This window comes from Phyllobacterium sp. P30BS-XVII, from assembly GCF_014138335.1.
Taxonomy (GTDB): domain Bacteria; phylum Pseudomonadota; class Alphaproteobacteria; order Rhizobiales; family Rhizobiaceae; genus Phyllobacterium; species Phyllobacterium meliloti.
Genome location: NZ_JACGXO010000001.1, coordinates 1,082,083 through 1,106,379, shown reverse-complemented (window position 1 = coordinate 1,106,379; position 24,297 = coordinate 1,082,083). Strand labels below are relative to the sequence as shown.

Here is a 24,297-nt window from a genome sequence, read left to right as displayed (position 1 = left end):
TAATCGCCAACGTTGCAGAACTTGGCTCCCTGCAGCCCATACTCTCCCTCATGGTTGTTATGTCGAACCACGAACAATAGATATGCCAATCACGATAAGTGGGCACATCTCGGCTACCAGCGTAAGCCTAAATTTTCATGCCCGGTATGGCCAAGGGATTTTCAAACAGCCCGGCCCGATCCGGCGTATCGATGTTTGGCTCATTGAGGAATGCACTGAAAAGCTGCGTGATATAACTCTCAGGCAAATCTTTCACGATCATCACCAGACGGGTTTCGTGTTTGCAGTCAGGCCAAGCCAAAAGGCGAACTGGCGGGTGGAAAATCTGCTGCACGCCATGAATGACCATCGGGCGCTCCGGGTCATCGGCCAGTTGCACGATGCCTTTGACGCGTAGCAGCTTCTCACCATGGGCTGAACGCAGAAGATCAAGAAACATCTCGAAACCAGCGCGTGGCACCGGCTTATCATGCGTCAACGAGAATGACCGGATCGCCGCATCATGGCGATTGACGTCGTGATGATGATGCCCATCGTGATCATGATGATGCACATGGTCATGATCATGATGGTGATCATGATCGTGATGGGCGTGATGCTCAGCTTCCTCGCGTTCATGCTCCCGGTCACGAAAAGCTTCGGCTTTCAGCCAGCGCTGCACATCGATGGTTTTTGTTTGCGGATTATAGACACCGCATTCAAACAGCGCCGCATAGCCCGTGCGCGCGTCGCCAACATCGATAATATCCGCACCGGGATTAAGCGCAGCAAGCCGGGCATGCAATGCAGCCAGACCCTCCGCAGCTTCCGGCATGTCGGTTTTTGTCACCACAATACGGTCGGCAACCGCCGCCTGTTTGACGGCTTCCTCATGCGCATTGAGCGTGGCCATGCCGTTGACCGCATCCACAGTGGTAATAACCCCGTCAACGCGAAAAGCCTGCAACAGCACCGGATGGCCCATGATCGCATGCAGGACTGGCGCAGGATCGGCAAGACCCGTTGTTTCAATGATGACCCGCTTGAGCTTTTTCAATTGTCCCGTCTGCAGACGGTCGATGAGATCGGCAAGCGTATCAACCAGTTCGCCCCGGACCGTGCAGCACAGGCAGCCATCGGAAAGCTCGATAACACCCTCGCTCGCCGTTTCCACCAGAAGATGATCAATCCCGACATCGCCAAACTCGTTGATAATCACGGCCGTGTCGGCAAGAGCAGGATCTTTCAACAAGCGGTTGAGCAAGGTGGTCTTCCCCGACCCCAAAAATCCCGTGAGCACAGAAACCGGAATGGGAAGAGGCAGACCACTCATGATGTCATCCTAAGCTTGAATTGTTCAGTTCACTGTTTTTGCAGTATCCGCCGCATCCGTTACCGATGCACGATCAGGACGCGGGATTGGTATGGGAATGCGGCTCATATCCTTGCCTTTGGGAGCAATCTTCGAAGGCAGCAGCGCAACGAGTTCCGCCTGTGGCTGGTGATCCATCCGGTACATATAGGGCGAGCCCTGAATGATATGACCTTCCGCGTCCTTTCCATCCCAGCTATCGGAAGCCGCAGCCTCCTTGGAGCAGACGGTCGGGCGCATATTCACCGCGACATCGCGCGTTGCCGGACCATAGGGCTGCAAAGCTTCCAGCGTATTGCCGGTGCCGCGTGTCTCAAAACCTTTGGCCAGCAATTCCGCCGCCTTGGTGGCGCGATCCGGTTGCTTCAGTTCACCCAGAACAACAGTAATGACATTACGGCCATCGCGCGTTGCTGAACCGACCAGATTAAAACCGGACGGGCAGACAAAACCGGTCTTCATGCCGTCCGCACCCTGAAACCGGCCAATCAGCGCATTGAAGTTGGCCTGAATCTTGTTGCCGGAATCAATCGCTTCAATATCGAAGTAATGCATATATTGCGGAAATTCACGGCGCATCTGCACGGTCAGGACAGCCAGATCACGGGCAGTCGTATAATGATCATCGGAATGCAGGCCATTGGGGTTGACGAAATGCGAGCCATACATGCCAAGGCGCTTGGCTTCCGCATTCATCAGCACGGCAAACTTTTCCGACGAGCCACCCAGCGTCTCGCCGACAGCCATGGCCACGTCATTGGCGGATTTGACCATCAGAATCTTGAGCGCATTGTCGAGCGTCAGCTCTGAGCCCGCCTTATAGCCCATTTTGCTCGGCGGCTCTTTTGCTGCGCGCGCTGTCATCTTGATCGGCGTGTCCAGTGTGATCTGGCCTGATTCGATCATGCGAAACGCCACATAGGCCGTCATCAGCTTGGTAAGCGACGCCGGATACCAGCGCTGGAACGCATCTTCCTGCGACAAAATCTCGCCTGTACCCACATCAACAGTGATGTTCGGGCCCGCAAGCGCTGCTGTCGACAGGCCCGCAATGGTTGACACCATGCAAGCTGAAAGAAAGAGTGTTACAGTTTTACGCATTCCAGATATCCAGCCTGTCTGTATAAAGAACCAGGGAAATGGCCTTGTGATTTCATTGCCGGGCTTCCCGCCGGGTCGCAATGGCCTTATCTATCCTATGTGGCAGTCAAAAGGCAAAACACCTTTGAACTGTTCACTGAATTGTCAGAGTCCGCACGTCTTGGAGTTGTACCAGAATGCCTTTGCTCAATCGCGCCATCGAAATGCAGGAAGAGGTTTCACAGTGGCGCCGCCATTTGCATGAGAACCCGGAACTGATGTTCGATGTTCACGAGACCGCGAAATTTGTGGCTGACAAGCTGCATGCATTCGGTGTCGACGAGGTCGTAACCGGCATCGGCCAGACAGGCGTGGTCGGCATCATTCATGGCCGCCACGGCGAAGGCCAGACGGTTGGTCTGCGTTCCGACATGGATGCACTGCCGCTCAATGAAATCACTGGCAAGCCCTATGCGTCGAAGAACCCCGGCAAGATGCATGCCTGCGGCCATGACGGCCACACCGCCATGCTGCTCGGCGCGGCGCAATATCTGGCTGAAACCCGCAATTTCAAAGGTTCGGTGGCCGTGATTTTCCAGCCCGCCGAAGAAGGCGGCGGTGGTGGCCGCGAGATGGTCAAGGAAGGCATGATGGAGCGCTTTTCCATCTCCGAAGTCTATGGCATGCACAATATTCCGGGCCTTCCCATTGGCCAGTTTGCCATTCGCAAAGGCCCGATCATGGCCGCAACCGATGAATTCACCATCACCATCGAAGGCCGTGGCGGCCATGCGGCCCAGCCGCACCGCACAATCGACCCGGTTGTTATCGGTGCGCAGTTGGTCAACGCGCTGCAAACCATCGTTTCGCGCGGCACCGACCCGCTTGATTCCGTTGTATTATCAGTGACCAAATTCCACGCGGGTGATGCGCACAACATCATTCCGCAGAAGGCGGAGCTTGCGGGCACTGTACGCACATTGCGCCCGGAAATGCGCGACTTTGCTGAAAAACGCCTGCGCGAAGTGGCCGAAGGTGTGGCAGTGGCGCTCGGTGCGGTTGCCAAGCTGGAATATGACCGCAACTACCCCGTGACATTCAATCATGATCAGGAGACGGAGTTTGCCGCCCGCACGGCACAGAGCGTGGCTGGCAACAATGCTGTCAATCAGGACGTTGCACCGATGATGGCTGGGGAGGATTTCTCCTATATGCTTGAAGCACGCCCCGGCGCCTTTATGTTCATCGGCAATGGCGAGAGTGCCTCGTTGCACAATCCGGCCTACGACTTCAATGATGACGTCATTCCGCACGGCATCAGCTATTGGGTACAGCTTGCCGAAAGCGCGCTGCCCGCGGCATCCTGATTATCCATCAAGCAGTTTCTGCCTGAACCCACGCAGAAACTGTTCCAGGAGATGTGCGTATTTCCTGCATCTTGAGACTTGGCGTTGCCGCTGAAAAACAGTATGTCTGGCCGCATGGTCCCGTAGCTCAGTAGGATAGAGCGACAGATTCCTAATCTGTAGGCCACTGGTTCGAATCCAGTCGGGATCACCACCTCATCTGTGAATGATCAAAGTGCCTTGCGCTTCAGGACGGCATTGTAGACGCCAAGTGTTTGGTCGGAGATGCTGAGCCAGCCATATTCCCTTTCGACCACACTGCCCTGTTCCGCCGCCTTATCCGTATTGAACGGCGTGGCGAGTTTTGAACGCATGGCATCAGCCAGCTGTTCGACATCACCAAGCGGGAAGTAATCTTCGGGCGGCAAGCCTATTTCGAGGTTGGCGGTGATATCGCTGGCAAGAACCGGCAGCCCCACGCCCATAGCCTCCAGCAAGGCAATCGGCATGCCTTCATGGCTGGATGGCAGGACAAACAAACGGGCATTCTCGTAAAGAATGGCAAGATCATCACCTGTCTGCATGCCGGCGAGGACAACACCCGGCACGTTTCCCGCCAGCTTCTCGACCTCCTGCGAATAGGCAGCCATAAATTCGGCCGACCCCACCAGAACCAGCTTGACCGAGGGGTCAGCGAGTTTGGCAAAAGCTGTTATGAGATCATGCTGGCGCTTTTCCGGAACGATGCGTGCAACCATGATGATGTAACGGCGCGGCGTCAGTCCCAGCTTTTGCAGAATGCCCGTATCCGTCACGCTCCGGCGAACCGTCACGCCATTGGGCACCGCTTGGACGGGCACGCCATAGCGTGTTTCCATAGTCCGGGCGATATCATTGGATACGGCAATGCGTGCATTGGCAAAGCGCATTCCCGCCTGCTCACCCAGCTTCAGGATGCGCTTGGCAAAACCGCCCCATTTTTGCCTGTCATAATCATAGCCATGATGAGTCACGACGACTTTCAGGCCCATGAGACGCGCCAGAGGCGTCAGCAGTGCCGGTCCGACGGCATGAATATGCAGAATATCGGGACGATGATACGCCGCGAAAAGTACACCAAGCGCCGTATGCGCAACCGCCTCGAATTTCATGGAGGCGGGTGACCAAAGCGGGAAAACCTTCACCCGCTTCCAGACATAGGGGTCCGGCGTCAGCAGGTAGCGCCTGCGGCCGAGAACCGAGACATCCCAGCCTTTATCGACAAACTGCTGGCTAAGCTCTTCAACGTGTTTTTCCACGCCGCCCTGCACATCGGGAATGCCACGCAAACCCAGCATCATCACCCTTGGTTGTCTTCCGGAACCGCTTCCATCCGCCATCACGACACCCCCAGCGTTGCATAGAGATCGATCATGCGATTGCGGTAGGCATCGGCGGAAAAGTCCCGGGCAATCCAGTCCCGGCCATTCATACCCATGCGGGCGCGGGCAGCAGGTGTCAGATCGGCCATGGCCGATATGACGCGCCCCAGATCATCTGCGTCACCGGCAACCGCAGTCATGCCCGTTTCACCTTCGCGGATCATTTCCGGAATACCGCCAATGGCTGCACCGATAACAGGCCTGCCCAGCGCATAGGCTTCCAGAATGCTGACAGGCGCATTCTCGTACCATTCGGAAGGCAGGATCAAAGCTTTGGATTGGCCGATCAGCCGCGTCAGGTTTTCACCCGATACGTAGCCGGCAAATGTCACATCCGCATTCAACTCCTGCACCAGTGCTTTGAGCATAGCCTCATCGGGACCGGTGCCAGCTATGACCAGACGCTGCTTCGCCTTGGCCGCAGCGTGGATCAGCGTCACCAGGCCCTTTTCGGGCGCTAGTCGCCCGGCAAAAACGAAGTAATCGCCTTCGTCCCAGCCCGTCGCAAATGCCTGCGTATCGACGAAATTCGGGATATAGACGAGTTGCTCGCCCGGCCAGCCCCATTCCATCAGCTTTTCGCGATAGAATTTGCTGGGAACAACGAATTTGTCGACCTTGTTCCGGTAAAGACCAAGGCCGCGATGCACAATCGTTTCCAGAAAGACGAGACTGCTCAGCACCAGTGAACCGTAGATACAGCGATGCCGGACGACATTGTAAATCCTGCCGCCTTTGCACTCTTCGCATACATGCCCGTTCACCAGCATTTTATAAGCGGGACAGGCAAGCTTCAGATCATGCACCGTCATCACAGTCGGTATGCCAGCTTTTTTCAGCGTGGCAAAAATCGATGGCGAAAGGTGGTGGTAGACATTATGGGCATGGGCGATATCAGGCCGGGCCTGTTCAATCAAAGCCTCGATGCTGCGCTGCGCTTCGAAGGAGTAAATGATCTTTCCAGCCTGCGCCACCTTGGTCAGCGCGCTGCTTTGGCGGCCATATTCGATTTCAGAGACAAAATATTCCGACCACGGTGAATCGTTATTGTCAGGGTGCTGCATGGCAAATGGAACAACATCCCAGCCAATTTCCGAAAACAGCTGCATATGTTCGAGAAAGATCGCTTCCGCACCACCGCGCTTATAAAAGTAATTATTGATTGCAAGCAGACGTTTCTGCGGTATCGGGGTTTTCAGGATAGTGGCCTCCCTGCGCTGAATTGATCCAGCGCATCCTTGACAGGCAGCACCATGCATCCGCGCTCCAGCGTATAGGCAACGAGCCTTTCGAAGGTCTCCGGTGTGCAACCGAAATCCGTTGGCTGTGCCGCGATATCGTGGGTGAAAAAAATCAGCCAGCCGGGCTCTGAAATCAGAGTATCGATCCAGCCTGTGAGGCCGAGCGCATGGCTCTCCGGCTGCCTGATCTCGACCCCGGACAGAAAGACGGGATTGACCGAACCGCGATTGATCCGCTCGCCGCCCGAGCGGCAGGTCTGGAAGTTTTTTTGGAAGATACCACGTCCCCATAGCGAGCCAGCATTGTAGGGATAGGCGAAATTGCGCCTGTCATCGCGCGGATCAATCGCGTCGAGGTAATCCTTGTTCTGCTGCAGATCGGCGGAAAGCCGCTGCCTGCCCATATGGGAAACTTTCGTATGAGAAAACGTATGGCAACCAATTTCATGGCCCTGCTGCGCCAGTGCCCGGCATCCGTCACGTGAAATCAGCGTCCGCTTGGGTTCCACCTGCCCTTCCAGCGACCCAGCAATGTAGAATGTTCCGCGCACCCCATGGCTTTCCAGTATATGGGCGCCATTGGTCAGCGCCGTATCCGGCACGTCATCGAAGGTAAAAGACACCATTGGCCGCGATATAGGGATATGGATGCGAGGCCCCGGCAACCGGCGCATCAGCCTGTCGGTAATCCGGTCTGACCAATAGTCCAGTTTGTTCAGGATTTCAGGCATGGGCTACCGTCAATTTGGCCTGTGAAGGCGCTGCGCTCACAACACTTGCACGCGCCTGCAGACGCAGGCCGAACACCGCAAACAGGAGGGCAAACCACAATGGGCTGCCATTCTGGAAGAACATGCTTTCGACGCAGGCCGTATAAATTCCATAGAGCCAGATACGAACGAAGAGCGTCGTAAGTGCCGGATTATTGCCCGTTGCGTCTGCCCTGCCAATGTCACGCAAGGGCAGGAAAAGCAACCATATGACCGTAAGAATCAAGCCGGGAATACCGGTTGTCAGAAGCGTATCGAGATAGCCATTATGCCCATTATAAGCCGCAACAGCCCATGTCTCGACATTGCCGCCACTATAAACAAGTTCTTCCGTCTGCCAGAAGGATTGAAATCCGTAGCCGGTAATCGGCTTTTGGGCGATGGCGGAGAAGGCAAAACGCCAGATATCGGTTCTATTGGTAAAAGTGGCATCGATACCGACGGCATTGATCAGTGAACGGATCGGTTCAAAGACCGCCGATCCAATGGCGAGCACATTGAACGCGACGATCCCGCCAATGGCGATCGGAAAGCGTGTCCATTTCCAGTGCTGGAAAATCCACGCAAGGATCAGAATGCCCGGCAAGGCCGCGGTCGAGGTTTTGCCGCCCGTATGCAGCAGAAACACTGTCGACAGAACGATAATGGCTGCACCCGCCAGTTTCTGCCCGACGCTATAGACAAACAGGCCAAAGAAGACTGCAGCCACCATGACGGCGGCGGCTTCGTTCTTATGGGCATATTGCCCGCGCCAGAAACCGGCATTCATCGGCTCGCGCAGTTCCGACGCCTGATGAATTGCGCGCAGCGGCAGAAAAATCACACCGAAATAAGCAAAGCCCAGCATGATCAGCGTTGCCAGAGCCAGCAATTTGCCAAAATGCGCGTCGGATTTTGGCAGAAGCAGAAACACGCTCGCATTGACGCAAACCATGATGGCCAGCACAACACGCTTGAGCGCAAGGTCCGGATGAGCCGACAGGGCCGACACAAGAATGTACCAGATGAACAACGATATCAGCAGGCCGCGCGGCTGCAGGATGGCGCTGCGCATGGGACTGCTAAGACCAAAGGCAAGCAGGCTGCCCGATAGGACAAGCGTCACAAGCTGGTTGACCAGATTGGAATTTCCGGCACTGGGATCAACAGCGGCTGCGCCGGTCAGATCGACAAACGGTGTCGTGGTGATCCAGAAGAACATGAAGATCGCCAGAAACAGAAGCGCGCCAAGGCCACCCGCCGAGGCGTTGTCCCGTTGTGCGCTGTTTTCAATTCTATCCATAAAGGACTAGCCTTACGCCTTCTGTGTCTTCCGGTCGTTGCGCATCGCACCCAGCAAACCCACGCCTATCGCGAGGAATGCGCCAATACCCAGTCCGGCAAATGTGCCGCCGGCTGCAAGCAGCGCCGTGCGCGGTGGCCAGCTACGGCGCATGGGTGGGACGGCTGACGAGATGACACGAATATTGGTACTGTTTAACTGTTGGCGTTCGGTTGTTTCGCCAGCGCGTGTCAGGAACGTCTGGTAGATAGCAATCTTCGCCGCCATATCCCGCTCCAGATCACTCAATCGCACTTGTGCGTCATTGTCCATGGAAACCGACGACCGCGCACTGGCAGCCTGCTGTTTAAGCGCATCGACAACGGATTTTGCCTGTTCAAGGTCTACCTGCGCGGCCCGCAGGATACGGCCGGTCTCCTGCGAAATCTGCTGTTCCAGACCGCTGAGCTGGGATCTCGCCCGGATCAATCCGGGATAGCGCGCGCCATAGGTCATCGACATGGAATCAACCGTTTGCTTGACCGCTGCATATTGTGAGCGCAGACCTGTCAAAGTCGGTGACTGCAATGTGCCTGACGGGTTCGACTGATTTGGCTTCGACGCGGTCAATTCATTATAACGCGACTGGGCCTCCACAAGCCGCGCATTGGCATCCACCAGCTTCATGTTGATCTGTGCCATGGACTGCGAACTGATCAATTCGCCTGATGTTGTCTGAAGCCCATTGTCGCGTTTGAACTCTGCAACCTTTGCCTCAGCTTCGGATGCACTCTTCTTCAATTCCGCCAGACGTTCGGTTAGAGCAGCCGCTGCACGGCCAGCGCCATCGGCTTCGGCCTGCGCTACTTCCTCTTCAAATGCCTTGGCCAGAGTGTCTGCAACTTTCACAGCCGTATCCGGGTTGTTCGCCCAGGCCGATATTGTGATCATATATGACCGCTCCTGACGCCGCGCCGAAATCCGCTCGGACAGGCTGCGCATGGCAGCAAGGGTGTTGTCGGCGACCGCAGGCTTGCTTGAGAATAGCGAGCCAAGACTGAAGCCCGATGCCCCGGTGCCAACAAATTCCGGATCATTGGCAAGTCCGAGTTCATTCACAACGCGCCGCAGCACATTGCCCGATGTCAGCACAAGCAATTTGCTTTCCACATCGAGCAGCTGGCTATCACTTTGCTGATTCTGCAAGTAAACATCATTCGGCAGCACTTGCAGATTGGCTGGCGGGACCAGAAGATCCGTATAAACAGTATAGCGAGGCTTGGCGCTCATTCCGTAACCAATACCGACCAGCGCACCAATGACTGCGGCGATCAAAATCCAGTGCCAACGGGCAAGAAGCCAGGAAATCAGGCTGCTTACATCGATCTGCGGCAATGAAAATGCGTAGGATGGCTTGCGTGGCGGCTCGCTACGCACGCGACTTTCAACCACTGGTTCCTTTATTGGAGCCACCGGTTGCGCTTTGCCTGACGCGTCGCGTAGTTTGTACATTCAGCAATACTCTATAAGCATCAATCAAACCGTAACGGTTTGCCAGTAATGTATATCTAAACCATAGATTTCAAAGTTTGGTTAATAAATGGCTATCTCCCACCAAGTCGTATAGCGAACAGATGCAAATTCCAGTCTTTCGATCAGATCGCAGAGCCCGATGAAACTGAGTGTTGCCGAGATCATCAGCCGTTTGCCACGTCTGTTTCCCATGGTCCTGTCCTATGCCGCGTCAAGCGGCAGCCTGCTGACGGCCAATGTCGCACAGCTGGTGACGTTCGCTATTCTTGCCCGCTCGTTTGGCGCGGTGGAATTTGGTGTTTTCGTTTCTGTGACGGCTGTGACCAGTATTGCCGTTCACCTCTGCGGCCTTGGCGCTTCGGAATGTCTGGTAAGGCGGGTTGCGCAGGATCACTCCATGTATCCTGTCATGCTGGGTCACAATCTCATTCTCACGCTGACAAGCGGCGTCCTGCTCGTCATTCTCGGCATCATCATTCTGCCATTCTGGATGAAGCTTTCAGCTGATCCTGTCGAAAACATCATCGCGATCCTGCTTATTCTCATCACCAACATCATTCTGGTTCGCATCATCCTTTTGACCGAGCAAATCTTCATTGGCCATTCGAAATTTTCCGAGGCGAACCGTTCGGTGGTTGGCTTTGCCTTTGCGCGTACAGCTGCAGCAGCGCTTGCCTGTCTGGTATTCGGCGTGACCAGTCTGGTTGACTGGGCAATCTGGCAATTTGCCGCCCATGTGCTGGTGCTGGTTTTCTACATGTGGTCGTTGCGCAAGCTCGGACGACCGCAATACCGTATCGTGCGCGAGGAAATTCGCCTTGGCATCCTGTTTGCCACACCCTTTATCTTCCGTGCCATTCGCCAGAATGTCGACCTTCTCATGCTCGGCATCATGGCCAATCCCGAGGTTGTGGGCAGTTACGGTGTTGTCCGGCGTATCATCGACAGCAGCTATCTCTCGATCGATGCGATGAACCGCCTTGTTTATCCCGGTCTTGCCCGCTTGAGCACTGATGGCATTCACAACGCGATCGGGCGCACCAAGAAGATATTGCTGGCAGCTCTTGGCATCGGCTTTGGTTCGGCCCTGATCATCTATATCGCCGCGCCGTTCCTCCCGCTGCTCTTTGGCAACGAATACGTATCGCTCGTTTCATTCTGCCGCATTCTGAGCGGAACCGTTATCTTCCTTGCCGTTTGGTCGGTGGCAATCGATGCATTGGGGGCTGCAGGTTATCACGGTCCCCGCGCCGCCATTCTCAACACCGGCAACGCATTGGGTGCCGGGCTGATCGCATGGGCAACCTGGATAGCGCCGCCGCAAGGTACGTTCATTTCAATCTATCTGATTGAGATCGGCATTATGATTGCTGCCTGGCTTGTACTTCTCAGATTGGCACGAAACAGTCGCGCGGCGGCACAGGATCGCGTACTTACCAAGTAGATATTCTACCAATAACAACTATAAAATCACAGCGATTCGATTGCATTAAGTGTCCATACCGGCAATCGGGAAATCCTGACACATAGTCCGGACAGATAATTTGCACGGGAGCGATGATGGGCGGAAGAAGGCAGATACGTCCCATGATTGTGGAAGATATTCCGCAGGTCGGACGGCTGTTTTACAAAATATTCCGCAAGAAGGCAGTCAATTCGCCCGATACATTCAATGATTACTTCGAGAAGCTGTTCTTCGGCAGCCCGATATACGATCCGCAATATGGCAGTTTTGTTCACGAGACGGCGAGCGGAACCATAAGCAGCGCCGTATCCGCCATTCCAATGCAATATATGGTCGAAGGCGAGATCATAACGGCACGGCTTCTGTGTGCTTTCATGACAGACCCTGACGTATCGTGCCTTGGCGCTGCCGAACTGGCATTGACCATGCGGCCCCGTCATCAGGATCTGTGCTTCACTGACAGCGCATCACCTGTCAGTGCCAATCATTTCAGGGCTGTGAGCGGCGCAATCCTGCCGTTGCACGGTCTGGAATGGTGCCGTGTGTTTCAGCCCGCCGCTTACCTTGCGCAGTCTGCCGCCAAGCGATCCTCTCTCGCTCGATACGGCGCTCGCCTGCCGCTGGCCCGCCCGCTTGATTATCTGACCAGACGCGTGATGCCTGCCCTTCATATTGAGGGCGATCCTGTCATGCATGATGAAGAGATGTCCCAAGACCTGTTTGTCACAAGTGTTCAGGATTTCCTGCCTGACTATAAGGTGCGGCCTGTCTGGTCGAAACCGGAACTCAACTGGATTCTTGAAGTAGCCAGACTCAACACGGGAGATGGCTCTCTGCACATACGCTCAGTCTGGGATTACAACGCTGAACTTACCGGTTGTTTTGTGTATTTTGGCCGTGCGGGTTCCATTGCGCAGGTGCTGAACATCTTCGCGAAAAAAGGCAAGGAACACGCCGTTATCAACCAGATGATGTATCATCTGGATCAATCGGGATTTGTCGCAGCGCAAGGCCGCGTTCAACCCGCGCAACTGGATGTGTTTTCCCGTCACCGGGCAATGTTTTACCGGCACCGCGCCCATGTGTGCGTCTCAACGCGTCACAAGAGCGTCACGGACGCCATCCAGCGCAACGATATATTTATTGGCGGGCTTGCCGGAGAATCCTGGAGCCGCCTTGTAACCGACTTTTTCTAAGGTTGCCGCTCAATCAGGAAATAGGTCGTTGGGCCATCCGGCCCATCATTTGCAAGGCGCATTGAAACCATCCCGTCCCCTTGCGCCACAGTGGTCTTCACCTTGCCATCCAGACCCACGGGCGAGGCAGTCCAGCGCCCTGTACCCGGCAGAGAAAAATCGATACTGCCAAGTTTGATACGCACCGGCAAATGACCAAAATCGGCAATGACACGCTCCTGTCTGTCTGAAAAGCGCATATCGCTGTTCTGCGCATCCGTCGCATAAATAACCAGCAGGCGGTGACTGCTTTTGATAGGTTGATCATCGAGAGCCGACACGGCAAACAAACCTTTACCCGTGGCGTTGCCTACGGTCAGATTGCCGAGTGTGATCGTGTCCGCAAGATCGGCAAAAGCGATTGCTTCCGTACGCTCGGTCTTTACGGTGATGCGCAGCCTGTTCTGATCAAGAACAATCTGGTCGGTATCGCTCTCGAAAATCCCCTTATTGGCACTGGTGATATTGGCCGGATCAAGCAGCCTGGCGCCATGCAACGCCGACATGATTTTTTCGGCAGAGGCACTCTGGCGGGGTGACGGAACTGCCAGATCGGCCGATGACGCAGATACGTCCTTTTGCAACCCGATTGCACCCAGCAGAGCAAGCCCGGTCAATGCATCGGGCTCCCGCTCCTGCGCACTCTGCGTCAGTTCCTCAACGCCTTTGACCACGAACGGGATCGAGACGGGTGATCCTGCCACATCACCACGCCGGAACAGCAATGCCGCCAGCGTTTCACCAGCGCGGGCAACCGGATCAAGGGCAATCGCATAGGGCAGCATCTGACGCTTGTGCGGCACATCTTCGCCATAGGCGAGCACGATAGGTCCATGACCGTGACGGCACAGCACATCCCAGTTCTGCAGAGCTGCATAAGCTGGCATCACAATACCGGCCTCATAGCGATACTTGCTCCAGAAAAGATGGTCATATTCGGTGACGATAAAGGGGCGATTGAGCCAGCGGGCAGCGGCAATCGCACGCACATAGAACGCCCCATCGGCGATTGAGCTTTTCTGCCCCATCGTGCTGCCAGGCTCGTAGGAGCCGACCCAATCCTGATAGGTATTCATCGCAATAGCCTGTTGACCCGAACGGGACAGGCTCGTTTGTACACTCGGCCAGTTATTATAGGGCGCGATCACCCCTTTATAGCCGAGATCACGCAGCGCCGCCGTCATGCGTTCGGCTGAGCGCGTTTCCACATCGACAAAGAAAGCTTGCAGATCACGCATTCGCGGCGTCTTTTCGTAGCGATTGGCGGGAAGACTGATAGACCCATCTTCCAGACTTTCACCCGCCTTCACCCATCCCCAGGCATCAGCAAGCGCTTTTGTCGATCCATAGCGTGCTTGCAGCCAGATATTGAACGCGGGCGCCAATAGCTTTGAGTAATGTGGCTGCCCATCCCGTTGATGTACGATGCTGTCAAATTCGATGCCATTTTCATTGAACGGGACAATAACAACCAGCGCCGGGTCGCGGATTGGCGCGATACCCGTATAGGGATTGACCCTTCCAAGCACTTCCTTCTGGAACCGCAACCAATGTTGAAATGATTTCTCGTCGATCTGAACTTCGATTTTCAATTCGCCCGCCAGATCCCAGCGGTCATCAAACCCGCCATAGGCACCGCGGGATGAACTCAAGCCATCCATGATCCAGTAGATGCCATTTCGTTTCAAAGCGGCCATCAGATAGTGGATGCGATCAAGCACCTCCGGGTCGAAATCGAAATCCGCACTGCGCCCGAACATCAGCGCCGCATCGACGAAATGAAAGCGGGCAATATTGTAGCCATGCATTTTCAGTTGGCGTGCATAACGATCCGCCCCATCATGATCCGGAAAGCCACCCGAGGCCGGGCTCCAGCCCAGCGACGCACACAAAAAGCGCACCGGCTTTTCCGATGCATCGGCATGCGCCAATCGCCCGTCTTTGTTGATGACAATGCGGTTCTCCTCGCCAATTGAGGGATTGGGAAGCAGGACCGAAAAATCAAGCGGGCTGCCGCTTTGAAGTTCGAGCGATATCTCCCGGACCGGCGACCACACATCTTGCGCGGCAGCCGAACCTGCAAACAGCAGAAAGCATGATGCAAATACCGCCAATATCCGTTTCGACAGAAAGCGCTGGCCCATCATGACGTGCCTGCCTCACGGGTCCTTTGAAATAACCTGACTTTCGATCCAGTCATCGGGCTGACGCCTCGGGTGAAAAAATCCGAGCGGCAGCGCCGCAGCATGAAAGAACCATGCCACAACCGCATAAAAGCCGAGGGAAAGACTACGCTGCTTCAGGCTCATCGCGGCAACAACAAGCACGATCAGTGCCACATCAATCAAAAGGGCCAGCTTCTTGTCCGGCAGGAAAATCAGCAGGGCGATCATCAGCAGCAGCCAGACATACACGCCTGCCCACAGGCGCAATTCCGGCAATTCCTGCACCAGCTTGCTCCAGTGCGGGCGACCGAGTGCAGCGCGAAGCAATTCGCCCACGCCGCGCAAATATTTCGACTGCCAGCGCCGCACCAGCAATTTATATGCATTGATCGAATGGCCGAAATGCTCAACGAACCGCCGGTCCAACCGGTAGAGTTCCCATCCCAACGCCCGCAACCTTACGCCGAGGTCAAACTCCTCATAGCCATGCAGGTTGCGATCCGAGAAGTAACCCGCCTGCTCAATCGCCTTGCGCCTGTAGAGACCACCGCCATTCATCCGGTCGATTGATCCGATCCGGTTTTCTGGCGATGCCCGGCGCACGCGGCGGGTAAACTCGAGATTATCGACATTCATTTCCGCCACATGCCCGGTGACACCCGCAACTTTGGGGTTTGCTTCCAGAAAGGCTATGGCTTCAGTGAGGAAATCCTTATCGAGCAGCATGTCCCCATCCATCAGGCAGATGAGATCATGATGGCTATATTGAAAACCCAGTTGCGGCCCGATCCCGCAGCTGGGTTGCGCCGGGTTCACGATCTGCGCAACGATAACCGGATACTGCATTGCGATTTCAACGGTACGGTCAGTCGATCCACTATCGGCGACAATGATTTCAACCTTGCCATCTGGCAAAGCCCGCAATGCGCTTTCGATAGCCGCTGCAATGCGCTTTTCTTCATTGAGCGTTTTCATGATAATCGAAACGGTCATCAATCGTATCCTGTAGAATGGAAGAGCAGCTTAAGTTGTTAGACTTACACTATAAAGAAAGCATTTTTTTATAAGATATGCGATATACAAGCCGTTACCTCCATCAGTCAGGGCGAACAGGTCGATTGGTCAAATTCTCTGCGCACATTTCTGAAAAAGGCCACAAGGTCAACTTATCGTCGTGAACATGAATTTCACCATCCACGTACATGACAGTCTCGACAATCTGTCGGCAGAATGGCCAACCGGATCACCCGCGCCTGTAGCCAATCTGCATTATCACGTTTTTCAATCCCGCACATTTCTCGAGGTGTGGTGGTCGACATTCGGTCAGGTGGGCGACATCCGCGCCTGTTTCGTTGAAGTGCGTGATGAGGCAAACAATCCGCTCATCTTCATCCCGCTATGCATTACCACTCGCAAGGGCGCAAAAATACTCGGGTTTATCGACGCTGATGCCGCCGATTATAACGCGCCGATTCTGTTTCCGCGATCGCCGGATTGGACCTACGATACGGCCGTCGACCTTTGGGAAAAAATAACCGCCGCGCTTCCCGATTTCGACGTGATCATGCTGGACAAGATGCCAGCCCGGATCGGCGGTTTGGTGAATCCGCTTGATCTGCTTGCAGACGGTCCCAACGACGTTTTCTGCCATGGCAATAATCTGCAACGGCCCTGGGAAGAGATCGACAAGGCGCAGCCATACCGCAAGACGCTGCTCAAGAAAATGCGCGGCCTCGAGCGGCTGGCACCCACCCAATATATCATCGCAACAGACAAGAGCGAGCAGGCAATCATTGTCGATCAGCTGCTCAAGCAGAAACAGCGCCGTTTCGAAGACACGCAGGTGCCGGGTTTCGACGCCGAACCGGAAAAATATGCATTCTTTCACGATGGGACGGAACAGTTTGCCAAAGCTGGGATGCTGCATCTGACAGCCCTGAAAGTTGGCGACGAGATTGTCGCAACCTTGTGGGGTCTTGTTCAAGCAAAGACCTATTACGCCATTATGATCGGTTTTGAAGGTGATGATTGGGCAAAATATTCGGTTGGACGAATTATATACTACAGAACACTTGAATGGCTGCACAAAAACGGCTTTGAATACATGGACCTTGGCATCGGCAATGAACCATGGAAGCTTGAACATTGCGACACAACTGTTCCACTTTCCAAAATGACCAGTATCATCAGCTGGAAAGGCCGCATGTTCATGCGACGTTTGCAAATGATGGAACATCTTCGCTCCACCGGAGCGTGGCAGAAACTACGCCCGTTGAAATGGACTGTTTTGCGGACGTTGCGCCAGTGGCGCAAAAAAGACTGAAATCAGGAAAGTAAGCGACACAGGAATGGCCGAAACCGAGCTGCCAGCAAGGGAACTACAGACGCCAGTTCAGGAAACTGATGTGCTTATCATCGGTGGTGGTCTGGCCGGTGTCTGCGCGGCAACCGCCCTCTCCCGCAAAGGCTATGATGTAACGCTGGTCAGCACCCATGACCGCCATCCCCCTGATTTTCGCGCCGAGAAGATTGGCGAAGACCAGATGATCCTGTTTGAACGCCTTGGTCTGGGGGATGCGGTCCATGCCCAGATGACCGCATTCGACGGTGTTTGGTTGCATCGCTTTGGCCGCATAATCGAGCGCGGCACCAAACGCGAATATGGCAGCGACTATTCCGATCTCGTCAATGCGCTTCGCCGCGCGCTTCCCCCGGAGGTGCGCTCTGTCATAGGCAGGGTTGAAACCATGGAGACCAGTGCCGACAGGCAGATTGCAGTGCTTTCTGACGGGCGAACATTCAATGCACGCCTGCTTGTTGTGGCAACGGGCCTTGGCGATGCCGTCCGCAAAAAACTGGGCGTCGAGCGGGAAATCATCAGCCCGCAGCATTCACTTTGCTGTGGTTTTGACCTTGAGAAACCACGCGGAGATTTTCCGTTTCCCTCCTTGGTCTGGAACGGCGAACGTTTCAATGATCGCGTATCCTATCTGACCCTGTTTCCGATTGAGGATAAGATTCGTGCCAACTTCTTCGTCTACCGGAACTCCTCCGAAGAATGGACGCGGTCGTTTCGCGATCATCCCGAACAGAGCATGCGTGAATTGATGCCTGACCTTGAGAGTATGTTCGGCGAAATCAAGGTGACGGGCCCGGTTATCGCGCGGCCCATCGATCTTGTGAAGGTCCATAACCACGAACGTGACGGCATGGTCCTCATTGGCGATGCCTTTTGCGTTGTCTGCCCCATAACAGGCACAGGGATCGACAAGGCGCTCACCGATGTCGACCGCCTGTGCAATACCTATATTCCACGCTGGTTTGAAAGCCCTGGCATGCCCGCAGCGAAAATCCGCGCGTTCTATGCTGATCCCGTAAAAACGGCGCGGGATGAATCAGCGATGAAGATGAGCCTCAATTCAAAGAGTATCAAAACCGAGACCGGCCTTTACTGGAAGTTGCGCCGACTGCGCAGCAACACGCTCGGCCGCGCGCGTTATGCCGTTCGCGGCGCGCTCAAACGGCTGAAATCTCCGGCATAGAGTTGTGGCACGCGGTCATGGCCACTCGGCGATAACCACGCCTGACAGCATATCCATCTGCATTTCGGGCCGATCAAATGGCGACGCCATTCCCGCAACAGAGCGCGCCAAATGCTCAGGCGCTATCGCACGGGCGTTGATGACACGAACATTTTTCCAGCCATTGGCTTCGAATGCCCTGACATAATCCACAGGCCGCCGCCTGTTCGGCTGCCCCGGAAACGAGAATAGCCGGTAGAGCCCTTCGGAATAACGATAGATATTGTTGGGATCAGCTTCGCGAATCCAGCGCGAATGCGTCTGATAATCGACGATGTGCTCCGCAATGCATCCGCTGCGCGCAACCTTGGACATATTGGCGATGGTTTCTTCAATATCGTCATAGTGTTCGAACGCGGCGCAACTCAGGATAAGGTCATATTTCTTGTGACCGGCCAGTTCGGGAATGTCGAAATTGCGCCCGACACGATAGCTGAACGAATCCGAATCCAGATTACCAGTCAGCTGTTTTGCCCTGATTATGCTTGCCCGGTCTTTCTCATCTTCCGGAAAATGATCGAGCAGCGCCGAAAAATAAGCGCCTGATTCCGTACCGGCGAGTTCAAACACATCGACGGCACGATAGGATTTTGCGCCATACCCCAAAAGAATGGCACCGGTACCAAGGGATGAGCCTGGGCAAAGCTCAAGCACGTCCTTGTCTCTCACATCAAAGCCGGACGGAAAATAGCGTCTCCACGAGGCAACCGTATCGTAGACATATTCGATACGGCCTTCCGTGTCGGAGCGATCAACCTTATTGGGCGTGGTGTAGCCGCGCAGCTTGTTTTTCGCCCATGCGAGACCCAGAAAAACAATTCCGGCCACGTACATGGCCGTGTTGCGGATACTATGTTCCATTCGTCACCTGCTTTATGGCTCACATCCAATCGGGATGCGGGCATCGCATGTATCCTGGCTGTGACATCCTCACACACCAATCCTTTCCAAGGTGTTGACCGATTGCGGCAAGGGCGTGGCACGACACGCTGGCAGGCCCACCAACCCTATAGCGCTGCATTGCCAAGAAATTTTTCTAGACCGCGTGTCGGGATTGACCATAGTGGTTCGTCTTTAGGGAGAAGGAGTGTACCCGCATGCTTTACGCCATACTTTGCTACAATATGGAGGACGTCGTCGGTTCCTGGACAAAGGAAGAAGACGATCTTGTCATGGAACGGCTTGGTGCCGTGCAGGAGAAGCTGGCAAAATTGGGCAAACTCGGCCCCGTCGCCCGCCTGCTGCCAACCACTGCTGCGACAACGCTGCGAAAATCCGGCAGCGAGCCCCTTGTCATCGATGGGCCTTTTGCTGAAACCAAGGAACAGTTTCTCGGCTTCTACGTGGTTGATTGCGCCTCGCTTGATGAAGTGCTCGATATTACGCGCGATCTTTCCGAGGCCAATCCCGGTCAGGGTTCTTATGAAATACGGCCAATCGGGATATTCAGACCCGGATCGAATTTCCAATGACAGACCCATCGTGGATAGACGCGGCACTAACGGCAGCGCGCCCGCAAGCGGTGGGCGCACTGCTCCGCTATTTTCGCAATCTTGATGTAGCGGAAGAAGCGTTTCAGGAGGCGTGCTTGCGCGCGCTCAAGAACTGGCCAAAAAATGGTCCGCCGCGTGATCCCACAGCCTGGTTGATCTTTGTCGGTCGCAACAGTGCAATCGACACGGTTCGCCGCCAGACCAAACAGCAGCCGCTACCACCTGAAGAAGTGCTGTCCGATCTTGAAGATGCCGAATCAACGATCGTCGAAAAGATCGACAGTGCTGATTATCGTGACGATATTCTGCGCCTGCTGTTCATTTGCTGCCATCCTGATCTTCCGGCTACCCAGCAAATCGCATTGGCATTGCGGATTGTTTCGGGTCTTTCAGTCAAGCAGATCGCCCGGGCGTTTCTCGTCGGAGAAAGCGCCATGGAGCAACGCATCACCCGTGCCAAGGGCCGCGTTTCATCCGGCGAGATTCCGTTCGAAACACCTGACGCATTTGAGCGAGCTGAGCGGCTCGCAGCCGTCGGTGCCATGGTCTATCTGATCTTCAACGAGGGTTATTCCGCCGGCAGTAGCGAAGTGGAGGCACGCTTTCCACTCTGCGACGAGGCCATAGGGCTGGCACGGCTGCTCCTGCGCATTTTCCCAACCGAGCCTGAAATCATGGGCCTGACGGCATTGCTCCTGTTGCAACATGCCCGTGCAAAAGCCCGTTTTGATGGGCAAGGCGCGGTCGTTCTTCTGGATAATCAGGACCGCAAGCTGTGGAACCAGACAATGATTGCCGAAGGGCTTGCCCTGATCGACAAGGCCATGCGCCACCGCCAACCCGGTCCCTATCTCATTCAGGCGGCAATTGCGGCGCTTCATGCGCGGGCAAAGCGTCCTGAGGATACGGATTGGCTGGAGATCGACCTGCTCTACGCCGCGCTTGAGCAGATTACGCCTTCGCCTGTCATCACGCTTAACCGCTCCATCGCGGTGGCAAAAGTGCGCGGTCCCGAAGAGGCACTTATTCTCATCGAGCCTCTGGAAGACCGCCTTTCCGGATATTTTCACTTCTTCGGCGTCAAGGGTGGACTGCTGATGCAGCTTGGCCGCAAGCAGGAAGCGCGGGTGGCTTTCGACCGGGCGATAGCTCTTGCCAATACACCCGCCGAAGCCGCTCACATTCGCATGCACCTTGACCGTCTGAGCCAGAACTGAATCAAAAAACACAAAAATTCGATGCAATGTCGGATTCGTCGGTTGCCGTTCGTCCTTGGATCAGGAAACACCAACACTGGAGAACATCATGACTTCCGTCACCGAAACAAGCCAGATTACAGACCGCGACCTCGTTTTGACCCGCATCATCGATGCTCCGCGCAAGAACATTTTCCGGGCATGGACCGAGGTTGATCTTCTGAAGCAATGGTTTGCACCGCTGCCATACACCACGCCACATGCCGAGCTTGACGTGCGCGCGGGCGGCGCCAGTGTCGTTGTCATGCGGGGTCCCGACGGCACCGAATTTCCGAACCATGGCATCTATCTTGAAGTCGTCAAGAACGAGAAGATCGTCTTTACCGATGCCTATACGAAAGGCTGGGTGCCGACAGAAAAGCCGTTCATGACCGGCATCATTACACTGGAAGATCTCGGCGGCGGCAAAACAAAATATACGGCTCTTGTCCGCCATTGGACCGTGGCTGACCGCGAAGCCCACGAAAAGATGGGCTTCCACGAAGGCTGGGGCATTTGCACCGATCAGCTTGCCGCTTTGGCCGCTAAACTCTGATTCGGCTGGCCAATTCCTGCCAACAAAAAAGCCATCCTGAAACAGGATGGCTTTTTGCTGCATTGCTGGAAGGGATCAGGCGTGTCCCAGTTCCTCCGGGTTCCGTCGCCGGTAGCGGATCGATGACCAGAGCGAGAAGATGATCAGGGCAGCGCCGATAAGGCCGGTAATGACCTCCGGGATATGGAACAGTGTCTGGCAATACATGATCACCGCCAGAACGAGGATTGCGTAAAACGCTCCGTGTTCGAGATAGCGATATTGTCCCAGTGTTTCCTTTTCCACCAGCATGATGGTGAGAGCACGGACATAAAACGCACCGATACCAAGACCAATTGCAATCACAAACAGATTGGTCGAAAGCGCGAATGCACCGATGACGCCATCGAATGAAAAGCTTGCATCGAGCACTTCCAGATAAAGGAATGCGCCAAGGCCGCCCTTGTGGACAGTGTCCATCTGCTCCTGCGTTGCGTCGAGAACCGCACCAAGCCCTTCAACCAGAAGGAATGTCAGCAGACCATAAATTGCCGATGTCAGAAATGTTACGGACTCGGCACCCTCAAGCTGTCTGGAAAAGAAGATAATCAGCGCCAGAACCACGCCGACTTCAATGCCTTGAATCGAGGCAAAGCGCGAAGCGCGGCTTTCGATGATGCGAATCCAGTGTACATCCTTCTCGTGATCAAAGAAGAATTTGAGACCAACCATCAAAAGGAACGTGCCGCCAAAAGCAGAAATGCCGACATGGGCGTCCTGCATGATCCGCGCATATTCTTCCGGATTCGAGATCGCAAGCTTCAATGCAGAAATGGGATCAATCCATGCGGCAATGGCCACGATGGCCAGCGGAAAGATGATCCGCATGCCGAAAACGGCAACAATAATGCCCCATGTCAAAAAGCGGCGCTGCCAGACCGGCGTCATATCGCGAAGGATCTTGGCGTTCACAATCGCATTGTCGAAAGACAGCGAAATTTCAAGAATACCCAGAACCGCACAGATAAAGAGGACTGATAGCATTCCCTCGATCGTGCCCGAATAGATAAAACCTATCCATGCACCGAGTGCCAGTCCGGCCACAGTAAAGAGAAACGGCCAAGTAAAATATCGATAAGTTGCCATACTTAATTCCTGCTAGAGTCTCCCAGATTGCTGTCAGCGCGGGAAATCAAAACGGCTTTACGAACAAAACGATGTACCGTTTGAATAGGAATTCCCGCCCAATAGCAATCACCCACAACCCTTAGACTGTATAATCCTGTCTCTATCCTGTCGTGCTGCGGATTGGACTATCAAACGGCGGGTTTGCGGGTGGAATAGATCACAACCGGCAAAGCAGAGCGCCATGCGTCGAATGAACCAAGCGGCTGCGCCTGCGCAACGGCAATCTTTGTCAGGTCTCCGCCAAACCTGTCGCGCCAGTCAAGCAAAGCCATTTCGCTTTGTATGGTCACGGCATTGGCCACAAGCCGTCCGCCCGGTTTCAGTGCGTTCCAGCAGGCTTCCATAACGCCGTCATTGGTCACACCGCCGCCAATGAAAATGGCATCTGGACTTTCGAGGTCGTTGAGTGCCGACGGCGCCTCCCCCCGGATGAGCTTCAAGTCTGGAACACCGAGCGCCCGGGCATTGCGCTCGATGATCTCCTGCCGCTTCGCATTGGCCTCCACCGCAATTGTACGGCAGGAAGGATGAGCCCGCATCCATTCGATTCCGATGGAACCGCATCCGGCGCCCACATCCCAGAGCAATTCACCCGGAAGCGGTCCGAGCCGCGCCAATGTCACCGCCCTGATATCCCGCTTGGTCAATTGGCCATCATTCTCGAAGGCTTCATCGGGCAGGCCCGAAAGTGTGGAATAGGCTCGCGCCTCGACGGCCGCTGGTCCGCAATCCACCGCAATGATGTTGAGATCGGCGCTCCGGGGATGGCTCCAATCCGCGGCCAGCCCGTCGACGCGATGTTCCGCCTCGCCGCCCAGATGTTCCAGTACCGTAAGCCGAGCCGAACCGAAGCCGCTCTCCATCAGCATCCGTGCTACCTGAACAGGCGTGCCGCCATCATTGCTGAGGATCAGCAGTCTTGCCCCCGGCGTGAAGGATTTGAACAGCGTTTCCACCGGACGCCCATGCACGCTGAGCAGATGCACATGCTGTATTGGCCAGCCCATAGCAGCGGCAGCAAGCGAGAAGGATGCCGGCGCAGGCAATATTCGCATCTCGCCCCGATCAAAGAACCGGGTCAGGGTTGCGCCCATGCCAAAATGCATCGGATCGCCGCTGGCCAGCACCACGACATTTGTGCCGCGCAATGCTTTGAGGGTCGGATAAACATCCGAGAATGGCGTTGGCCATGCAATCTGCTTGGCCGTCACCGTACCAGGCAGGAATTCAAGGTGCCGCTTGCCGCCGAAGATTGTTGCCGCTTGACCCAGCGCATCACGGGCATTGGCACCAAGCCCGCTATAGCCATCCTCACCAATCCCGATAATTGTCAGCCAAGGCGTCATTTTGAATCCCATTGCTTGCTGGGCTATGCATGCCCGAAAGCATCTGACGGG

Annotated in this window: 20 protein-coding genes and 1 tRNA gene; 9 read left to right on the top strand and 12 right to left on the bottom strand. The window is 55.1% G+C overall.

The genetic code is table 11. From position 1 onward, the window contains the following. Positions 1–127: 127 nt before the first annotated feature. Together FHW17_RS05480 and FHW17_RS05475 are read right to left on the bottom strand one after the other, a co-directional pair. Positions 128–1,303 (bottom strand): GTP-binding protein, encoded by a 1,176-nt coding sequence (locus FHW17_RS05480; protein WP_112529764.1) that lies wholly within the window; start codon positions 1,301–1,303, stop codon positions 128–130. Positions 1,304–1,336: 33 nt separating this feature from the next. Continuing rightward, complete coding sequence (locus FHW17_RS05475) at positions 1,337–2,452, bottom strand: D-alanyl-D-alanine carboxypeptidase family protein (protein WP_112529661.1); 1,116 nt, start codon at positions 2,450–2,452, stop codon at positions 1,337–1,339. Between the two features lie 176 nt (positions 2,453–2,628). On the opposite strand from FHW17_RS05475, the gene FHW17_RS05470 reads away from it, so the two are divergent. Together FHW17_RS05470 and FHW17_RS05465 are read left to right on the top strand one after the other, a co-directional pair. Next, positions 2,629–3,798, top strand: coding sequence for a M20 aminoacylase family protein (locus tag FHW17_RS05470; protein WP_112529659.1), 1,170 nt, complete (start codon positions 2,629–2,631; stop codon positions 3,796–3,798). Positions 3,799–3,914: 116 nt separating this feature from the next. Beyond that, positions 3,915–3,991, top strand: a tRNA-Arg gene (locus FHW17_RS05465). A gap of 16 nt (positions 3,992–4,007) precedes the next feature. Here the strand turns inward: FHW17_RS05465 and FHW17_RS05460 are convergent. Genes FHW17_RS05460 through FHW17_RS05440 form a run of 5 tightly spaced genes read right to left on the bottom strand, consistent with a single transcriptional unit; the run spans position 4,008 to position 9,982 of the window. Beyond that, positions 4,008–5,156 (bottom strand): glycosyltransferase family 4 protein, encoded by a 1,149-nt coding sequence (locus tag FHW17_RS05460; RefSeq protein ID WP_246706726.1) that lies wholly within the window; start codon positions 5,154–5,156, stop codon positions 4,008–4,010. Continuing rightward, positions 5,156–6,385 (bottom strand): glycosyltransferase family 4 protein, encoded by a 1,230-nt coding sequence (locus tag FHW17_RS05455; RefSeq protein ID WP_182509420.1) that lies wholly within the window; start codon positions 6,383–6,385, stop codon positions 5,156–5,158. Before FHW17_RS05455 ends, FHW17_RS05460 begins: the two co-directional genes overlap by 1 nt. Before the next feature lie 8 nt (positions 6,386–6,393). Continuing rightward, the gene (locus FHW17_RS05450; RefSeq protein WP_182509355.1) at positions 6,394–7,170 is read right to left on the bottom strand and encodes a polysaccharide deacetylase family protein; all 777 of its coding nucleotides are present in this window, start codon (positions 7,168–7,170) and stop codon (positions 6,394–6,396) included. After that, positions 7,163–8,491 (bottom strand): O-antigen ligase, encoded by a 1,329-nt coding sequence (locus tag FHW17_RS05445; RefSeq protein ID WP_112529653.1) that lies wholly within the window; start codon positions 8,489–8,491, stop codon positions 7,163–7,165. Before FHW17_RS05445 ends, FHW17_RS05450 begins: the two co-directional genes overlap by 8 nt. Before the next feature lie 12 nt (positions 8,492–8,503). Continuing rightward, positions 8,504–9,982, bottom strand: a complete 1,479-nt coding sequence (locus FHW17_RS05440) for a GumC family protein (protein ID WP_182509354.1) — start codon at positions 9,980–9,982, stop codon at positions 8,504–8,506. 160 nt (positions 9,983–10,142) lie between these two features. Here FHW17_RS05440 and FHW17_RS05435 point away from each other — a divergent pair, with 160 nt between their 5' ends. Both FHW17_RS05435 and FHW17_RS05430 read left to right on the top strand, forming a co-directional pair. Continuing rightward, the gene (locus FHW17_RS05435) at positions 10,143–11,447 is read left to right on the top strand and encodes a lipopolysaccharide biosynthesis protein (RefSeq protein WP_112529649.1); all 1,305 of its coding nucleotides are present in this window, start codon (positions 10,143–10,145) and stop codon (positions 11,445–11,447) included. Positions 11,448–11,590: 143 nt separating this feature from the next. Then, entirely contained in the window at positions 11,591–12,664 is a 1,074-nt protein-coding gene (locus FHW17_RS05430) for a hypothetical protein (RefSeq protein WP_182509353.1), read from the top strand. Here FHW17_RS05430 and FHW17_RS05425 read toward each other — a convergent pair. After that, entirely contained in the window at positions 12,661–14,850 is a 2,190-nt protein-coding gene (locus FHW17_RS05425; protein WP_246706725.1) for a glycoside hydrolase, read from the bottom strand. The genes FHW17_RS05430 and FHW17_RS05425 overlap by 4 nt on opposite strands. Before the next feature lie 12 nt (positions 14,851–14,862). Next, positions 14,863–15,861: a glycosyltransferase gene (locus FHW17_RS05420; protein ID WP_182509352.1), complete on the bottom strand. Its 999-nt coding sequence runs from the start codon at positions 15,859–15,861 to the stop codon at positions 14,863–14,865. A gap of 187 nt (positions 15,862–16,048) precedes the next feature. On the opposite strand from FHW17_RS05420, the gene FHW17_RS05415 reads away from it, so the two are divergent. Beyond that, positions 16,049–17,191: a GNAT family N-acetyltransferase gene (locus FHW17_RS05415; protein WP_246706747.1), complete on the top strand. Its 1,143-nt coding sequence runs from the start codon at positions 16,049–16,051 to the stop codon at positions 17,189–17,191. A gap of 25 nt (positions 17,192–17,216) precedes the next feature. After that, positions 17,217–18,410, top strand: a complete 1,194-nt coding sequence (locus FHW17_RS05410) for an NAD(P)/FAD-dependent oxidoreductase (protein WP_182509350.1) — start codon at positions 17,217–17,219, stop codon at positions 18,408–18,410. A gap of 15 nt (positions 18,411–18,425) precedes the next feature. Here FHW17_RS05410 and FHW17_RS05405 read toward each other — a convergent pair whose 3' ends face one another. Further along, positions 18,426–19,310, bottom strand: coding sequence for a class I SAM-dependent methyltransferase (locus tag FHW17_RS05405; protein ID WP_182509349.1), 885 nt, complete (start codon positions 19,308–19,310; stop codon positions 18,426–18,428). A 236-nt stretch (positions 19,311–19,546) separates the two neighbouring features. Between FHW17_RS05405 and FHW17_RS05400 the strand changes: the two genes are divergently transcribed. From FHW17_RS05400 to FHW17_RS05390, 3 genes are all read left to right on the top strand, one after another. Further along, a complete protein-coding gene (locus FHW17_RS05400; RefSeq protein WP_112529637.1) occupies positions 19,547–19,921 on the top strand; it encodes a YciI family protein in 375 nt (124 codons plus the stop codon). Continuing rightward, positions 19,918–21,159 (top strand): RNA polymerase sigma factor, encoded by a 1,242-nt coding sequence (locus FHW17_RS05395; RefSeq protein ID WP_182509348.1) that lies wholly within the window; start codon positions 19,918–19,920, stop codon positions 21,157–21,159. The genes FHW17_RS05400 and FHW17_RS05395 overlap by 4 nt, the downstream gene beginning before the upstream one ends. 88 nt (positions 21,160–21,247) lie before the next feature. Further along, a complete protein-coding gene (locus tag FHW17_RS05390; protein WP_112529756.1) occupies positions 21,248–21,733 on the top strand; it encodes an SRPBCC family protein in 486 nt (161 codons plus the stop codon). 75 nt (positions 21,734–21,808) lie between these two features. Here the strand turns inward: FHW17_RS05390 and FHW17_RS05385 are convergent, their stop codons facing one another. Together FHW17_RS05385 and cbiE are read right to left on the bottom strand one after the other, a co-directional pair. Then, positions 21,809–22,858 carry a DUF475 domain-containing protein gene (locus FHW17_RS05385; RefSeq protein ID WP_091879911.1) on the bottom strand — a complete coding sequence of 350 codons (1,050 nt, stop codon included), beginning with the start codon at positions 22,856–22,858 and terminating at the stop codon, positions 21,809–21,811. A 170-nt stretch (positions 22,859–23,028) separates the two neighbouring features. Then, positions 23,029–24,246 (bottom strand): precorrin-6y C5,15-methyltransferase (decarboxylating) subunit CbiE, encoded by a 1,218-nt coding sequence (gene cbiE / locus FHW17_RS05380; RefSeq protein WP_112529633.1) that lies wholly within the window; start codon positions 24,244–24,246, stop codon positions 23,029–23,031. Between the last annotated feature and the right edge of the window lie 51 nt (positions 24,247–24,297).

What these genes read in the sequence shown, in the direction of transcription:
- FHW17_RS05475 (WP_112529661.1), bottom strand. Translation starts at nt 2,452, where the DNA reads ATGCGTAAAACTGTAACACTCTTTCTTTCAGCTTGCATGGTGTCAACC.
- FHW17_RS05470 (WP_112529659.1), top strand. Translation starts at nt 2,629, where the DNA reads ATGCCTTTGCTCAATCGCGCCATCGAAATGCAGGAAGAGGTTTCACAG.
- FHW17_RS05460 (WP_246706726.1), bottom strand. Translation starts at nt 5,156, where the DNA reads ATGGCGGATGGAAGCGGTTCCGGAAGACAACCAAGGGTGATGATGCTG.
- FHW17_RS05450 (WP_182509355.1), bottom strand. Translation starts at nt 7,170, where the DNA reads ATGCCTGAAATCCTGAACAAACTGGACTATTGGTCAGACCGGATTACC.
- FHW17_RS05445 (WP_112529653.1), bottom strand. Translation starts at nt 8,491, where the DNA reads ATGGATAGAATTGAAAACAGCGCACAACGGGACAACGCCTCGGCGGGT.
- FHW17_RS05440 (WP_182509354.1), bottom strand. Translation starts at nt 9,982, where the DNA reads ATGTACAAACTACGCGACGCGTCAGGCAAAGCGCAACCGGTGGCTCCA.
- FHW17_RS05435 (WP_112529649.1), top strand. Translation starts at nt 10,143, where the DNA reads ATGAAACTGAGTGTTGCCGAGATCATCAGCCGTTTGCCACGTCTGTTT.
- FHW17_RS05430 (WP_182509353.1), top strand. Translation starts at nt 11,591, where the DNA reads ATGATTGTGGAAGATATTCCGCAGGTCGGACGGCTGTTTTACAAAATA.
- FHW17_RS05425 (WP_246706725.1), bottom strand. Translation starts at nt 14,850, where the DNA reads ATGATGGGCCAGCGCTTTCTGTCGAAACGGATATTGGCGGTATTTGCA.
- FHW17_RS05420 (WP_182509352.1), bottom strand. Translation starts at nt 15,861, where the DNA reads ATGACCGTTTCGATTATCATGAAAACGCTCAATGAAGAAAAGCGCATT.
- FHW17_RS05415 (WP_246706747.1), top strand. Translation starts at nt 16,049, where the DNA reads ATGAATTTCACCATCCACGTACATGACAGTCTCGACAATCTGTCGGCA.
- FHW17_RS05410 (WP_182509350.1), top strand. Translation starts at nt 17,217, where the DNA reads ATGGCCGAAACCGAGCTGCCAGCAAGGGAACTACAGACGCCAGTTCAG.
- FHW17_RS05405 (WP_182509349.1), bottom strand. Translation starts at nt 19,310, where the DNA reads ATGGAACATAGTATCCGCAACACGGCCATGTACGTGGCCGGAATTGTT.
- FHW17_RS05400 (WP_112529637.1), top strand. Translation starts at nt 19,547, where the DNA reads ATGCTTTACGCCATACTTTGCTACAATATGGAGGACGTCGTCGGTTCC.
- FHW17_RS05395 (WP_182509348.1), top strand. Translation starts at nt 19,918, where the DNA reads ATGACAGACCCATCGTGGATAGACGCGGCACTAACGGCAGCGCGCCCG.
- FHW17_RS05390 (WP_112529756.1), top strand. Translation starts at nt 21,248, where the DNA reads ATGACTTCCGTCACCGAAACAAGCCAGATTACAGACCGCGACCTCGTT.
- FHW17_RS05385 (WP_091879911.1), bottom strand. Translation starts at nt 22,858, where the DNA reads ATGGCAACTTATCGATATTTTACTTGGCCGTTTCTCTTTACTGTGGCC.
- cbiE (WP_112529633.1), bottom strand. Translation starts at nt 24,246, where the DNA reads ATGACGCCTTGGCTGACAATTATCGGGATTGGTGAGGATGGCTATAGC.